Raw genomic sequence first — 263 nt, 5'->3', positions numbered from 1 at the left:
GTACAGGTTCTTTCTAGGCGCACCAAGAACAACCCGGTGTTGATCGGTGAACCCGGCGTTGGCAAGACTGCGGTAGTGGAGGGGCTAGCCCAGCGAATCGTCGCGGGCGACGTGCCGGAATCTCTTCGCGACAAGCGCCTGATTAGCCTGGACATTTCGGCAATGCTGGCGGGGGCCAAGTACCGCGGCGAATTTGAGGAACGCTTCAAGGCAGTGTTGGCTGAAGTGAAGTCTGCTGACGGGCAGATCATTACCTTCATCGA

The 263-nt window shown here is 58.2% G+C and carries 1 protein-coding gene; it reads left to right on the top strand.

Features of this window, described 5'->3' with window-relative positions:
- Positions 1 to 263 (top strand): AAA family ATPase (locus QP381_RS09140; RefSeq protein WP_285068703.1); only part of this gene is annotated, 263 nt, incomplete at both ends.

Origin of the sequence: Pauljensenia sp. UMB6358 (assembly GCF_030216865.1) — a bacterium.
GTDB lineage: Bacteria > Actinomycetota > Actinomycetes > Actinomycetales > Actinomycetaceae > Pauljensenia > Pauljensenia turicensis_A.
Note: the sequence above shows the minus strand (reverse complement) of the source record. Positions and strands in the feature narration are given on the sequence as shown.